The organism is Bradyrhizobium sp. 14AA, from assembly GCF_054185205.1.
The window spans coordinates 296,018-307,185 of sequence record NZ_JAVAYM010000006.1 but is presented as its reverse complement, the minus strand read 5'-3'; the positions used below and the strand labels follow the sequence as shown (position 1 = coordinate 307,185).

Annotated in this window: 13 protein-coding genes; 6 read left to right on the top strand and 7 right to left on the bottom strand. The window is 65.6% G+C overall.

Translation table 11 applies throughout. From position 1 onward, the window contains the following. Positions 1–173: 173 nt before the first annotated feature. Entirely contained in the window at positions 174–773 is a 600-nt protein-coding gene (locus RAD15_RS14675) for a response regulator transcription factor (protein ID WP_458178531.1), read from the bottom strand. Between the two features lie 208 nt (positions 774–981). Between RAD15_RS14675 and RAD15_RS14670 the strand changes: the two genes are divergently transcribed. Further along, positions 982–2,019, top strand: coding sequence for an AraC family transcriptional regulator (locus RAD15_RS14670; protein WP_458178529.1), 1,038 nt, complete (start codon positions 982–984; stop codon positions 2,017–2,019). 53 nt (positions 2,020–2,072) lie between these two features. On the opposite strand, the gene RAD15_RS14665 is transcribed toward RAD15_RS14670, so the two are convergent. Together RAD15_RS14665 and RAD15_RS14660 are read right to left on the bottom strand one after the other, a co-directional pair. Next, on the bottom strand, positions 2,073–2,390 hold the full coding sequence (locus RAD15_RS14665; RefSeq protein WP_458178527.1) for an antibiotic biosynthesis monooxygenase family protein: 318 nt from the start codon (positions 2,388–2,390) through the stop codon (positions 2,073–2,075). A gap of 98 nt (positions 2,391–2,488) precedes the next feature. Continuing rightward, positions 2,489–3,700: an NnrS family protein gene (locus RAD15_RS14660; RefSeq protein WP_458178525.1), complete on the bottom strand. Its 1,212-nt coding sequence runs from the start codon at positions 3,698–3,700 to the stop codon at positions 2,489–2,491. Positions 3,701–3,827: 127 nt separating this feature from the next. Here RAD15_RS14660 and RAD15_RS14655 point away from each other — a divergent pair, with 127 nt between their 5' ends. Beyond that, the gene (locus RAD15_RS14655) at positions 3,828–4,538 is read left to right on the top strand and encodes a Crp/Fnr family transcriptional regulator (RefSeq protein WP_458178523.1); all 711 of its coding nucleotides are present in this window, start codon (positions 3,828–3,830) and stop codon (positions 4,536–4,538) included. 117 nt (positions 4,539–4,655) lie between these two features. On the opposite strand, the gene RAD15_RS14650 is transcribed toward RAD15_RS14655, so the two are convergent. Then, positions 4,656–4,853, bottom strand: a complete 198-nt coding sequence (locus tag RAD15_RS14650) for a DUF1858 domain-containing protein (RefSeq protein WP_458178521.1) — start codon at positions 4,851–4,853, stop codon at positions 4,656–4,658. Positions 4,854–4,964: 111 nt separating this feature from the next. After that, on the bottom strand, positions 4,965–6,317 hold the full coding sequence (hemN, locus tag RAD15_RS14645; RefSeq protein WP_458178519.1) for an oxygen-independent coproporphyrinogen III oxidase: 1,353 nt from the start codon (positions 6,315–6,317) through the stop codon (positions 4,965–4,967). A 209-nt stretch (positions 6,318–6,526) separates the two neighbouring features. Between hemN and RAD15_RS14640 the strand changes: the two genes are divergently transcribed. From RAD15_RS14640 to RAD15_RS14625, 4 genes are all read left to right on the top strand, one after another. Then, positions 6,527–6,727 (top strand): hypothetical protein, encoded by a 201-nt coding sequence (locus tag RAD15_RS14640; RefSeq protein WP_458178517.1) that lies wholly within the window; start codon positions 6,527–6,529, stop codon positions 6,725–6,727. A 24-nt stretch (positions 6,728–6,751) separates the two neighbouring features. Continuing rightward, the gene (locus RAD15_RS14635) at positions 6,752–7,621 is read left to right on the top strand and encodes a copper chaperone PCu(A)C (RefSeq protein ID WP_458178515.1); all 870 of its coding nucleotides are present in this window, start codon (positions 6,752–6,754) and stop codon (positions 7,619–7,621) included. A gap of 122 nt (positions 7,622–7,743) precedes the next feature. Continuing rightward, a complete protein-coding gene (gene nirK / locus RAD15_RS14630) occupies positions 7,744–8,838 on the top strand; it encodes a copper-containing nitrite reductase (protein WP_458178513.1) in 1,095 nt (364 codons plus the stop codon). 53 nt (positions 8,839–8,891) lie between these two features. Continuing rightward, entirely contained in the window at positions 8,892–9,770 is an 879-nt protein-coding gene (locus RAD15_RS14625; protein WP_458178511.1) for a formylglycine-generating enzyme family protein, read from the top strand. Positions 9,771–9,858: 88 nt separating this feature from the next. Here the strand turns inward: RAD15_RS14625 and RAD15_RS14620 are convergent, their stop codons facing one another. Beyond that, positions 9,859–10,494 carry a GNAT family N-acetyltransferase gene (locus tag RAD15_RS14620; RefSeq protein WP_458178509.1) on the bottom strand — a complete coding sequence of 212 codons (636 nt, stop codon included), beginning with the start codon at positions 10,492–10,494 and terminating at the stop codon, positions 9,859–9,861. 22 nt (positions 10,495–10,516) lie between these two features. After that, positions 10,517–11,167, bottom strand: coding sequence for a 3-oxoacid CoA-transferase subunit B (locus tag RAD15_RS14615; RefSeq protein WP_011089829.1), 651 nt, complete (start codon positions 11,165–11,167; stop codon positions 10,517–10,519). Between the last annotated feature and the right edge of the window lies 1 nt (position 11,168).

The following is an 11,168-nucleotide window of genomic DNA, read 5'->3' as shown; positions in this document are numbered from 1 at the left end:
CGATATCGACGCGCCACCAGCCGGACGCGCGAAAAGATGCCTCGCCAACATGGTTGGACGCGGCAGGGAAGGAACCGGTTCGATTGAGGTTTCCGTGGGGCATCGCCGCGGCGGCACCAAGGCCGCGGAACGCCATGTCGTCCCGCCAGGCCCCGCACCGCGGGGGAGCCCGGTCAGCTGAAGATGCGACGCAGCAGGTCGGTCACGTTCTTGGCGCCGGCCTTCTTCAGGATGCTGGCGCGGTAGCCCTCGACGGTCCGTGCGCTCAGATGTATGCGCCGGGCGATTTCCTTGTTGGTCAGGCCGGCGACGAGGTGTTCGAGCACGTCGCCTTCGCGCCCCGTCAGGGGTTCGCAGCCGGGCAGCCAGCGCTGGCGGTTCGAGCCGGGCTGCGCGAACTCGTCGATCGCGGCATCGATCCGGTCGACGACGTCACGGGTGCGGAACGGCTTCTCGATGAAGTCGGCCGCGCCGCTCTTGATGGCGTCCACCGCCATGGAAATGCTGCCGTTCGCCGAGGTCACCAGCACCGGCGCCATGCAGTTCTCCTCGCGCAGCCGCTTGAGCACGTCGAGGGCGGAGTGGTCGGGCGGCATCTCCAGCAGCACGCAGGCCGGCATCCGCGCCTTGGCCTCCGACAACAGCGAGGCGCCATCGGCGAAGCAGATCACGTCATAGGCGCTCTGTTGGAGCGCGGTCGAAAGTTGTTCGCGGGAGGCGGCGTCAGTTTCAATGACGAATACCTCACCCTTGGAAAGCATGTTCCCCGGCATAATCCCGATCCAGCAATGTCTTGGTCAAATGATCCGAGACGGCCGGGGGGGCTCCATCGCCCTGCCTCGCGCCGTCATGAGCACGGCATTCACGCCCGTGCGTCGATTTCCCTTATGTATGTTCCACCCCGTTCCCGGATTTGACGGATCGGGACAGAAACTTTACATTTCGGGACATCTGCGGGAATGGCTGGCAGGAACAGGTCGCATGACCGACCTCATTCGCAGCGCAGGCTTGAGCTATTACCCGGACGTGGCCCGGTCGGTCGGGCTCGATCCCAGGCAAATGATGCGCAAGGTCAGGCTGCCGCTGGCCTGCCTCGACAAGCCCGACACACCCATCGCCGTTACCGGTCTGCGCCGCCTGCTCGAATTGTCGGCGGAGGCGTCCGGTGCCGAAGATTTCGGCTTGCGCCTCGCCGAACGAGGCGGCCTGACCAATTTCGGCGCGGTCGGCCTGATCGTGCGCGAGCAGGCAACTGTCGGCGAGGCCATCGAAGCGTTCTCGCGTTTCATCCATGTCCATCACGAAGGCATGAAGCTCGACGTCACCCACAACAAGCAGAGCGTGACCGTCACGCTGCATTTGCGCGGCCGGCAGCCGACCGCCCTGCGCCAGTCGATCGACATGGCGCTGGGCAGCATTCACCGCATCATCCAATCGCTGTTCGGCAACGATTGGCGGCCGCAGGAGGTGCACCTGCATTATCCGCCTCCGCACGACCGCAAGCGCTACCGCGAGTTCTTCGGCTGCCAGGTGACTTTCAACGCGGATGACGATGCGATCCTGTTGTCGGCGAACGACATGGAGCGCCGGATCCCGAGCGCGCATCCGCTGATCGCGAGCTATCTGCGCAAGCGCATCGAGGCGATCGAAACGCGGCCCGCGAGCTGGGAGGGGAAGGTCGACGAGGTCGTGCGCCTGCTGCTCGCCAGCGGCGACTGCACGGTCGAGCGCGTGGCCGAGCATCTCGCCTGCACCCGCCGCACCATTCACCGGCATCTCGCCGCATCGGGCACCAGCTTCTCGGCCATTCTCGATGCGCAGCGCGCCGATCTCGTGATCCAGCTGATCGACGACCCCGGCCGGCCGCTGGCCGACATCGCCGTGCAGCTCGGCTTCTCCGCGCAGAGCGCGATGGCGCGCTGGTTCCGCGGCCGCTTCGGCTGCACCATCACCGCATGGCGCAAGGGCGTGCGGCCGCTGGCACCGCCGACCGCGGTGCGCCCGGCGACGGCGGCTTAGAGACATACTCACCCTAGCGGGAGGTCTACTCCCCGGAGCGAAGCCGATTGACGTCAGGGATGCTCGAAAGGTCCGACTTCGCGGATGACCTTACAGATTTGCAGGAAGCCGCTGGCATAGAATTCGGTATGCCCCCGTTTCATGGTTTCGACGTGTTCGGGATGAGTGCGCCAGGCTTCGAGTGCCTCCTCCGACGCAAAGCGAAACACGGTCAACTCCTCGCCATCGGCCGCCTTGAACGACTTGACCGACAGGAAACCTGGAAGACGGCTGACAATGTCATACATGCGCTCGCCCAGCCGATCATGCTCTTCGAGAGGGACACCATTCCGCAGCTTGAGATCGCCAATCACAACGATTTCGCCAATCATATTCGATCCATTCCTCAATCGCGTTTCCACGCCAGACCAGAAGCAGGCGTGCCTCGAATGACAGGTTCGAATCGACGATGGCGTTTGTTACGCTTGCTTCAGCGGGCCGGGACGGGCAGGCCCATGACGGCGAGTGCGCGCCGGCGACTGCCGGCAAGCAGCGGGCCGAACGCGACGGCAAAGCCGAGGAACGCGACGATCCAGCCGCAGGCGGCGACGTGCAGCAACACATCGCTATGCGCCGGCAACACTACGGCAGCGACCCGCGCCAGGGCCGCGATGATGATCGCAGCGTAGATGGCTTGCGTAGCCGGCGAAGCCGTCAGCGCCTGGCCGGTATGGCCAAGGCTTGCACGCGTCATCACCGCGAGCGTCATGGTGCCGGCCGCGCCAGCCATCCAGGCGTGAATCCCGGCACTCGGCGGCAGCGCGCCGAAGCTCGCCAGGGCATGCAGGAGGAAACCGAGCGGCACGAAGACATAGCCGACATGCAGGATCACGAGCAGCCGCTCGCGGAAGGTGCGGTCGCCGGCCCAACGCGCAAGCCGCACCAGGTGCAGCACACCGACGAGCGCCATCACGGCACCGGTGAGCGTGTTCAGCGGCGCCACGATCCATGCGATCAGCGCGAGCGCGCTGCATCCGACCACTGCGCCGTCGAAGCGTCCGAACGGCACCGGCAGACGGCCGGGATTGAACTTGACCAGCCAGTTGCGCGTGAAGCTCGGGATGATGCGGCCGCCGATCAGCGTGATCAGCAACACGACCACGCCGATACCGACGCGGATGCTGACATCGGCCGCGCCCTCGTAATGCGCTTCGAGATGAAAGGCGACGTTGCCGGCGAGCAGCACGAGAACCAGCACCACCACGGGCAGGTTGCGCCAGTTGCCGCCGGCGATGATCTCGCGCGCTGCAGCGGCGACGACCAGTGCCAGGAAGCCGGCATCGACGGCAAGTGCGAACGCCCAGCCGATATCGGCAGACAGGGTCACCGCGATGCGCCCGGCGAGCCAGACCGTCACCAGCGCGCCCAATGAGGGGCCCTGGATCGGCAACCGCCCGGTCCAGTTCGGGATCGCCGTGAACAGGAACCCGGTGATCACCGCCGGCAGGAAGCCGTAGAGCATCTCATGGACGTGCCAGTCACGGGGCGCGAAGGCGGAACTTACCGACAATTCGCCATAGAACATCGGCAGCCATGCCAGGATCGATAGCCCTGCCTGGATGGCACCGAGGAGGAAAAAGGGCCGAAAGCTGTTCGCAAACAGCGGCCAGCCCTCAAAGTTGCGGGATCGGGCGCCAGCCATGGGTCACTCCATCAAATTCAAACCGTCGTCTGGAAAAATACTGCCGCCCGGCCGGCCCGTTTTGAGCTATCGCAAACACCAGGACGATTGCAGGTGCCATCACACTCCCTGATGCCAAGGAGGCAGAATGGCCAAGGTCGACACATCGCTGGTTGCGCATTTGCCGCTGTTTGGGGGCGTCAAGCCGGAGGACCTCGATGAGATCCTGCGCGAGGCCCGCTCGGCGCGCTATCCCAAGAACAGTGCCATTTTCGAGCAGGGCGCGGACGCGCAATCCTTCTTCCTGCTGCTGCACGGCCATGTCCGCGCGGCCAAGACCACACCGACCGGCGAGCAGATCGTGGTGCGCTACGTCGCGCCCGGCGAGACATTTGGGCTCGCGATGGCGATCGGGGCCGCCCGCTATCCGGCGACCGCGATGGCGGTCGACGACAGCGTGGTGCTGGTCTGGCCGACCACGGCCTGGCCGCGGCTGGTCGAGCGGTTTCCGGCGCTTGCCGCCAACACGCTCCAGACCGTCGGCACGCGGCTCCAGGAGAGCCATACCCGCATCCTGGAGATGTCGACCCAGCAGGTGGAGCAGCGCGTCGCGCATGCGCTGCTGCGCCTTGCCAAGCAGTCCGGCAAGAAGCTCGACCACGGCATCGAGATCGACTTCCCGATCAGCCGCCAGGACATCGCGCAGATGACCGGCACCACGCTGCACACCGTCAGCCGCATCCTCAGCGGCTGGGAGAGCCAGGGTCTCGTCGAGAGCGGCCGTCAGCGCATCATCCTGCGCGATCCGCACGGGATCGTCGTGCTGGCGGAGCGCAGCCCCGACAGTGGCGTGGCGTGACAGCCGCGCCAGGACGTTTCCCCGACCTCTGAAGTCAGGAGTGAGGGCGCCTCCACTTACGGCGGAGGCGCTCCCTCACCCGGGAATCCGCGCGCCCAGCGCGAATTCCAGACCGCTTCACGCCGGCACGCAATCGCACAGCGCGGCGAGGAATTTTTCGCGGTCGATGCCATGCTCGCGGCAGGCGTCATCCACCGTGTGGAAGGTTGCGATCGGACAGCCGACACAAGCCATCCTGAAGGCGAGAAACACGCGGATCGTGTGCGGCGCCGTGCGCATGATGTCATCGACCAGATCGTCGGATCCAAAAGGCATGGACAACTCCGTTCCGAAGCGACGATAGCGGAGCGGGCGGCGATCTCTTTGTTGAAGCGCAAGCATGTCGTCATTCCGCAGTGCGCAAAGCGCGGCCCCGGAATAACAGGGCTACACCGCCCGGCTGTGCAGCTGCTTTGCCGGATCCAGATGCGCGTCGAACGCGGCGGCGACGCTGCGGACCAGGAAGCGCGAGTCTTTTGCGACTGCGAGGCGGTCGCCGTCCAACCTCACGACGCCGTCGGAGATCAGCGGCTTCAGACGCGACGCCGATTTCAGCATCGCCTTCGGCTCCGCGCCGTGGCGCGCGCAGATGTCGCCGAGATCGGCGCTGAACTCACACATGATGCGCTCGATGATGTCGGCGCGCAGCCGGTCGTCGTCGGTGAGCCCATAGCCCTTCGCCGTGGCAAGGCGGCCGGCGGCGATGCTCTGCGCATAGGCGCCGATCTGCACCTCGTTCTGGACATAGCCCTGCGGCAGGTGCCCGATCGCGCTCGCGCCGAGGCCGAGCAGGACCTCGCCCTTGTCGGTGGTGTAACCCTGAAAATTGCGCCGCAGTGTCCGGTCCTCAAAGGCCACAGCCATGGAATCGCCGGGCCGCGCGAAATGATCGAGCCCGATCTGCACGTAACCGGCCTCCTTCAACGCATTCGCGATCGCGCAGGCCTGGTCGTGGCGCGCGAGGCCGTCCGGCAACACGGCCTCGTTGATCATCTGCTGGTGCTTCTTGAAGCTCGGCACGTGCGCATAGCCGAATACGGAGAAGCGGTCGGGTCCAAGGGTGAGGCTGCGCCGAACGGTGTCGAGGCAGGAGGCGACGGTCTGGTGCGGCAGCCCGTAGATCAGATCGAAATTGAGTCCCGCGATGCCGGCGCCCCTGAGCATGTCCACGACGGAAGCGGTCTGCTCGAAACTCTGCACGCGGTTGATCGCGCGCTGCACGACGGGATCGAAGCTCTGCACGCCAAGGCTGGCGCGGTTGACGCCGGAAAGCCGCATGGCTTCGACCATGTCGGCGGTCAACGTCCGTGGATCGATCTCGACCGCGATCTCGGCCGACGGCAGCACGAAGAACGCCTGGCGCATCGTCGCCATCAACTCCGCAAAGGCCTCCGGCGCCATGATCGTCGGCGTGCCGCCGCCGAAATGGATGTGCTCGACCCTGATGCGGCGACCGATGGTCTCGGCGACCTGCACGATCTCGCTGCGCAGCGTCCGCTGATAGCCCGCGATGAGCTCGTCGCGGCGAACGATCTGGGTATGGCAGCCGCAATACCAGCACATCTCGCGGCAGAACGGCACGTGCAGATAGAGCGAGGCGCTGGCCGCCGCCGGGAGCTCCGCCAGCCACCGGGCGTAGGCGCCCTCTCCGATCGCCGGGGAGAAATGCGGCGCGGTCGGATAGCTGGTGTAGCGCGGCAGACGTTCCTCGCCGTAGCTCGCTGCGAGATCGACTCTCATATGTTACCCATTCGTAAATTTTGGCCGCATGCAGACATCACGGCAAGTCGCGGAATGGCTTAAACTAGCCCGGGTCTGCGGAAGCGACCTTGCGCTCGCGCAAAGTCGGGACCTGGGGGGCGCCGGAAACATTGCGCTCGCGCAAAGCGCAGCAGCCGGCTTCGAGACATGATCATGGGCAATTCGCAGGGCGATCCGGAGCGTTTGCCATGAGGCTTCTCGTACTCGAACTGATTCTCTCGCTGCTCGACGTCCGCGGTCATATTCCGCGTTTCGACGACTTCCGGCCGGTCCCGGCTGCATCGGCCCCGGCCGGCGTCGTGCGCGCCCTGGCCGCCGCAATCGCCGTCTTCGCCGTGCTGTCGCTGGCAATCTGGGCAACGGTCTGGCTTGCCATCCATCTCCTCTAGCCGCGTCTTCGCGAAGGCCTCGACATGATCTCATCCAAGAGCGCATTTGCCGGCGCGGTCGCCCTGACATGCGTTGTCTGGTCGCCCGCCCTCGCCGCCGACGCGACCAGCGGCGATCTCGTCATCACCAGGGCCTGGAGCCGCGCGACACCCGGCGGAGCCAAGGTCGCCGGCGGCTATCTGACGATCGAGAACAGGGGCCGCGCACCGGAGCGGTTGCAGGCCGCGTCAGCCGCGCATGCGCTTCGAACGGAGATCCACGAGATGGCCGTCAGCGACGGCGTCATGACCATGCGGCCGCTCGACAAGGGGCTCGTCATCGCACCCGGACAGATCGTCACGCTTGCGCCCGGCGGCGGACATTTGATGTTCATCGGCCTGGATGCGCCGCTTCATGTCGGCGACCAGATGCCCGTGACACTGTCCTTCGAGCACGCCGGCCAAGTCAAAGTGACGCTCGACGTGCAGGCCATTGGCGCGGTGGGTCCCGAAAGGGCCGAGAGCACGGCAGCAGCGGAGCCCGCGCATCGCGCCGCGCCAGCGGCGGCTCCGGCGGCGACATCCGAAGCGGACGACTGCTTCTTCACGCACCTCCATGCCGAAAAGGCGATGGCGAATGTCACGGTCTCGCCCGGACGCGCTGGTCCGGTCGAAATCGCAATCCAACTTGAAGATGCGAACGAGTTGCCGCTGAGCGCCGACGCGGTTGCGGTCACGCTCGGCAACCCCGAGAACGGCGTCGCGCCGATCACCGCAAACGCCGAACGCGTCGGCAACGATCAGTGGCGGGTCAGGATGTCGGCACCGCTGTCCGGCCGCTGGTCGCTCGGCCTCGACATCCACATCACGTCCTCCGACGCGGTCAAAGTGGTGTCACCGATTCTGCTCCGTTGAGGCACCTAAGTACTGCTGCGGAGGCGAATCCGGCAAAAGCTTGTCGCAGCGCAAACACTCTTGCCGCAACAAGCGCAGACTGCATCCGTCATCAAAACCATTTCAGATGAAGGATGCTTCCGATGTTCACCCGCAGAGCCGCACTGATCAGCGCCGCCGCGACCGCCCTCATGCTGGCGACCCCCGCGTTCGCTGCCGAAGATCTCAAACTGCCACGCCAGAAGGTCGAGCTGGTTGCTCCCCCCTTCGTGCATGCGCACGAGCAGGCGACCAAGCAAGGCCCCAAGATCGTGGAGTTCAAGCTCACGATCGAAGAGAAGAAGGTCGTCATCGACGAGAAGGGCACCACCTTCCAGGCGATGACCTTCAACGGCTCGATGCCGGGCCCGCTGATGGTCGTACATGAGGGCGACTACGTCGAAACGACGCTGGTCAATCCCGCGACCAACACCATGCCGCACAACATCGACTTCCATTCCGCGACCGGTGCGCTCGGCGGCGGCGCGCTCACTTTGGTCAATCCCGGCGAACAGGTCGTGCTGCGCTGGAAGGCGACCAAGACCGGCGTGTTCGTCTATCACTGCGCTCCGGGCGGCCCGATGATCCCCTGGCACGTCGTGTCCGGCATGAACGGCGCCGTGATGGTGCTGCCGCGCGACGGCCTCAACGACGGCAAGGGCCACCCGCTGAAATACGACAAGGTCTACTATGTCGGCGAGCAGGACATGTATGTGCCGCGCGACGAGAAGGGCAATTTCAAGTCCTATGAATCGCCGGGCGAAGCCTTCACCGACACTGAAGAGGTCATGAAGAAGCTGATCCCCTCCCATGTCGTGTTCAACGGCAAGGTCGGCGCGCTCACCGGCAAGAATGCGCTCACCGCCAATGTCGGCGAGAACGTGCTGATCGTGCACTCGCAGGCCAATCGCGACAGCCGTCCGCATCTGATCGGCGGCCATGGCGACTACGTCTGGGAGACCGGCAAGTTCTCCAACGCGCCTGAGACCGGGCTCGAGACCTGGTTCATCCGCGGCGGCTCGGCGGGAGCTGCGCTGTACAAGTTCATGCAGCCCGGCATCTACGCCTATGTCACGCACAATCTGATCGAGGCCGCCGATCTCGGTGCCACCGCGCATTTCAAGGTCGAAGGCAAGTGGAACGACGACCTGATGATGCAGGTGAAGGCGCCTGCTGAAATACCGGCCGCGACCAACTAGACGCGACGAGGGGCCGGTGATCACCGGCCCCTTCTTCCTTTCGGGGGACGACCATGCTGATCGCATTCAAGCTGAAACTGCTGCTGGCCTGCGCCGCCGGGCTCGCGGGCCCGATCGCGGTGGCGCCCCTGGTCTCGGACATCGCCGTGCGCGGCACGGCGACGGAGCCGGCCATGATCAGGATCGCACCGACCGGCTTCTCCTATCGCGAAGCCGGCGACTTCACGCGCGGCGGACAGCAGGCGGAGGCGCCGCTGCGCGCGATGCGATTCACCAAGCCGCTGCATGTCATGCGTAATCAGGTCTCGTCAGCGGACTATCAGCTTTGCGTGCAGGACGGCGGCTGCCGCGCGCTCGATCGCGGCGTGGCGATCGCGATCGATCGTCCCGCGGTACAGGTGAACTGGCACGATGCCGAGGCCTATGCCACTTGGCTGTCGCGCAAGACCGGCCAGCACTACCGCCTGCCGAGTGACGCGGAATGGGCCTTTGCGGCGGGCTCCAGATTCAAGGATGACGGAGCGCCGGTGGACGCAGGAGATCCTTCGAAGCGCTGGATCAGCCGCTACGAGCGTGAATCCGAGCGTGATCCCTTCGACACCGCGGCCTATCCGTTCGGCAAGTTCGGCCCGAACGAGTACGGCATCGAAGATCTCGCCGGCAATGTCTGGGAGTGGACCTCGACCTGCTTCGTGCGTTCGCGCGTCGACGGCACCGGCAATGCCGGCCGTCCGACCGTGAACTGCGGCGTGCGCGTCGCCGAGGGCGCTCACCGCGCCTACGTCACCGATTTCATCCGCGACGCCCGCGCCGGCGGCTGCGCTCAAGGCGTGCCGCCCGCCAATCTCGGCTTCCGCCTGGTGCGCGAGGAGCCCTCATGGGTCGCGAGCGTGTCGGCGCGATGGGGCAAGGTGTGGGCGGCGAGGTCGTAGCCAAGATTATCGCCGCGTAGCCCGGGTGAGCGAAGCGACATCCGCGGAGGACCCGCATATCGCTTCGCTCATGCGGGCTACGGACACGTCAAATCGCGCGCGCGAACATGCGAAAACCCGGTGCTCCGATGATCGCCTCGAAAGCGGGATCGCGCTTCTCCTCCGCCAAAACAAAGCCGGCCCTGGCGTAGGCGCGCTCGGCGGCATCGTTACCGATCAGGAACGATATCGTCGCGCGACCAAATCCGGCCGCACGCCCCTTGTCCAGCGCATGCGCGATCAGCGCCTGCACCAGGCCACGGCCGCGGTAGGCGGGATCGGCCGCGACATGCTCGATCATCCAGTCGCCCTCGCCGCCCTGAACCCAGCAGGCGCGCGTGTAGGCGCCGCGCTGGCGGATGGCGTTCAGCTCCGAAGCAGCGAGCCCCATCACGGCACCGACCTCCTCGATCGCGCGCCAGGCCGCGGGTCCGGTGTCCGCTGCAGGCACGGCGCAAAGTGCGGCGACCGGCTTGCCATCGACCTCGGCGACCAGGAATTGCGACACATGCCACATCGACACCGCGCGTGCGACCGCGATGCGCGCGATGAAATCGCGGCACTGCGCATCGGACCAGCCGAGCGCGACGTCGAACCAGCCGCGCGACCGATAGCCGCGCATCGATGACAGAATGATTCCTGCGATGAAATCGGCGTCTTCGGGACGCGCAGACCGTATCGTCATGCGCGCCCCCTTTTGAAGGACCTCAGGTGTTCTTCAGCGCGACGCGGAATTCGGCTTCGGTCTTGGCCTTGACCTCGTCGAGCGAGACGCCGTCGGCGAGCTCGATCAGGGCCATGCCGCCGTCGCCGTGCTTGTCGATGGTGAAGACGGCGAGATCGGTGACGACCATGTCGACCACGCGCTCGCCGGTCAGCGGCAGATTGCACTTCTTCAGGAGCTTGGAGCCGTCCTTGGCCGAATGCTCCATCACCACGACGACGCGCTTGACGCCGGCGACGAGGTCCATCGCGCCGCCCATGCCCTTGACCATCTTGCCTGGGATCATCCAGTTGGCGAGATCGCCGTTCTGGGCCACCTGCATGGCGCCGAGGATCGACAGATCCATGTGGCCGCCGCGGATCATGCCGAAGGAATCCGCGCTCGAGAAATACGAGGTCGAGGGCAGCTCGCTCACGGTCTGCTTGCCGGCGTTGATGAGGTCGGCGTCGACCTCGTCCTCATAGGGGAACGGGCCCATGCCGAGCATGCCGTTCTCGCTCTGGAGGCTGACATCGACCCCGTCGGGGATGAAGTTCGAGACCAGCGTCGGGATGCCGATGCCGAGATTGACGTAATAGCCGTCACGCAATTCCTTCGCGGCGCGCGCGGCCATCTGTTCACGGGTCCAGGCCATG

What these genes read in the sequence shown, in the direction of transcription:
- RAD15_RS14675 (WP_458178531.1), bottom strand. Translation starts at nt 773, where the DNA reads ATGCCGGGGAACATGCTTTCCAAGGGTGAGGTATTCGTCATTGAAACT.
- RAD15_RS14670 (WP_458178529.1), top strand. Translation starts at nt 982, where the DNA reads ATGACCGACCTCATTCGCAGCGCAGGCTTGAGCTATTACCCGGACGTG.
- RAD15_RS14665 (WP_458178527.1), bottom strand. Translation starts at nt 2,390, where the DNA reads ATGATTGGCGAAATCGTTGTGATTGGCGATCTCAAGCTGCGGAATGGT.
- RAD15_RS14660 (WP_458178525.1), bottom strand. Translation starts at nt 3,700, where the DNA reads ATGGCTGGCGCCCGATCCCGCAACTTTGAGGGCTGGCCGCTGTTTGCG.
- RAD15_RS14655 (WP_458178523.1), top strand. Translation starts at nt 3,828, where the DNA reads ATGGCCAAGGTCGACACATCGCTGGTTGCGCATTTGCCGCTGTTTGGG.
- RAD15_RS14650 (WP_458178521.1), bottom strand. Translation starts at nt 4,853, where the DNA reads ATGCCTTTTGGATCCGACGATCTGGTCGATGACATCATGCGCACGGCG.
- hemN (WP_458178519.1), bottom strand. Translation starts at nt 6,317, where the DNA reads ATGAGAGTCGATCTCGCAGCGAGCTACGGCGAGGAACGTCTGCCGCGC.
- RAD15_RS14640 (WP_458178517.1), top strand. Translation starts at nt 6,527, where the DNA reads ATGAGGCTTCTCGTACTCGAACTGATTCTCTCGCTGCTCGACGTCCGC.
- RAD15_RS14635 (WP_458178515.1), top strand. Translation starts at nt 6,752, where the DNA reads ATGATCTCATCCAAGAGCGCATTTGCCGGCGCGGTCGCCCTGACATGC.
- nirK (WP_458178513.1), top strand. Translation starts at nt 7,744, where the DNA reads ATGTTCACCCGCAGAGCCGCACTGATCAGCGCCGCCGCGACCGCCCTC.
- RAD15_RS14625 (WP_458178511.1), top strand. Translation starts at nt 8,892, where the DNA reads ATGCTGATCGCATTCAAGCTGAAACTGCTGCTGGCCTGCGCCGCCGGG.
- RAD15_RS14620 (WP_458178509.1), bottom strand. Translation starts at nt 10,494, where the DNA reads ATGACGATACGGTCTGCGCGTCCCGAAGACGCCGATTTCATCGCAGGA.
- RAD15_RS14615 (WP_011089829.1), bottom strand. Translation starts at nt 11,167, where the DNA reads ATGGCCTGGACCCGTGAACAGATGGCCGCGCGCGCCGCGAAGGAATTG.